The 502-nt window shown below is 59.8% G+C and carries 1 protein-coding gene; it reads right to left on the reverse strand.

The window, feature by feature from the left end:
- A partial coding sequence (locus tag HMPREF2886_RS27290; RefSeq protein ID WP_256562590.1) for a TrbG/VirB9 family P-type conjugative transfer protein occupies positions 1 to 466 on the reverse strand: 466 nt, incomplete at its 3' end.
- Between the last annotated feature and the right edge of the window lie 36 nt (positions 467 to 502).

Raw genomic sequence — 502 nt, forward strand, 5'->3', positions numbered from 1 at the left:
ACAGGCGGCGGTCGGTGGCCACGCTCAGGTTAGTGACCAGTCCGGCGTCGGTAGGCTTGACCACAATCACCGTCGTAGCGTTCGCCCCGCTGCCCATCGTGGCCGGGGTGATTTTCCAACGTGCGTTGTCGCCCGCGTGAACGTCATTCACGATTTCGCCCGGTTGCAGTTCGATATTGCAGACCTGCAAGGGGGTGCAAACCAACGTCGGCAGAGTGGCACCAAAAAGGTATTTCACGCTACCGTCTGCGCCACGACGCGGGCGGTCAGGGTGTGATTTCCACTGATTGGCCAAGCGGATGCCGTAGGCCTCCTTACCATCGAGCCGCACCTGATCGGGCGACACCAGATTGACCGGCGGCAGAACTTCACCTTGGCCAGCAGCGAGCGCCGGAACGTCTTGCGCGAACGTGGGGGCAGCAATTGCGGCAACGAAAAGGCCCGCCATCCATTGAGTCTTTTTCATATATTCACCAGTCATCATTAGTTGCGAACGGGCCAA

It is taken from the genome of Pseudomonas sp. HMSC066A08, assembly GCF_001813025.1.
GTDB classification, from domain to species: Bacteria; Pseudomonadota; Gammaproteobacteria; order Pseudomonadales; family Pseudomonadaceae; genus Pseudomonas; species Pseudomonas aeruginosa.